Origin of the sequence: Caballeronia sp. BR00000012568055 (assembly GCF_029439455.1) — a bacterium.
In the GTDB taxonomy this organism is placed as follows: Bacteria; Pseudomonadota; Gammaproteobacteria; order Burkholderiales; family Burkholderiaceae; genus Caballeronia.
The window spans coordinates 777-1,126 of record NZ_JAQFVG010000183.1 but is presented as its reverse complement, the minus strand read 5'-3'; positions in this window follow the sequence as shown (position 1 = coordinate 1,126).

Sequence of the window (350 nt, the reverse complement as noted above, 5' to 3'; positions counted from 1 at the left end):
GTGGGTAACGATACACTGTACGACGTTCACCTTCAAGCTTATCCAGTGTTGATGATCGGCCCCTTGGAACCATAGATGTGCACCTATCTGGCGAGCAACTCTCTTTGCCGAAAAAGTTTCAGTAAATCAATGGGATAGATATAGTCAGACAAAATTAATCTCGAAGGATAGAACCATTCGGATGCACCTGCCGTACTGAAAGCTACGCAAAAACGTAGCCCTTTCGATCAACTGAGAACCATTGGCATGCACCTAACTCCCACTTCGACGGACAGTTGGCGAAAATACGGCGGTTTTTTACCCATAGCCGTTTACCTGACGATGCTGGATGCCCCTGATGTGACGCGTTT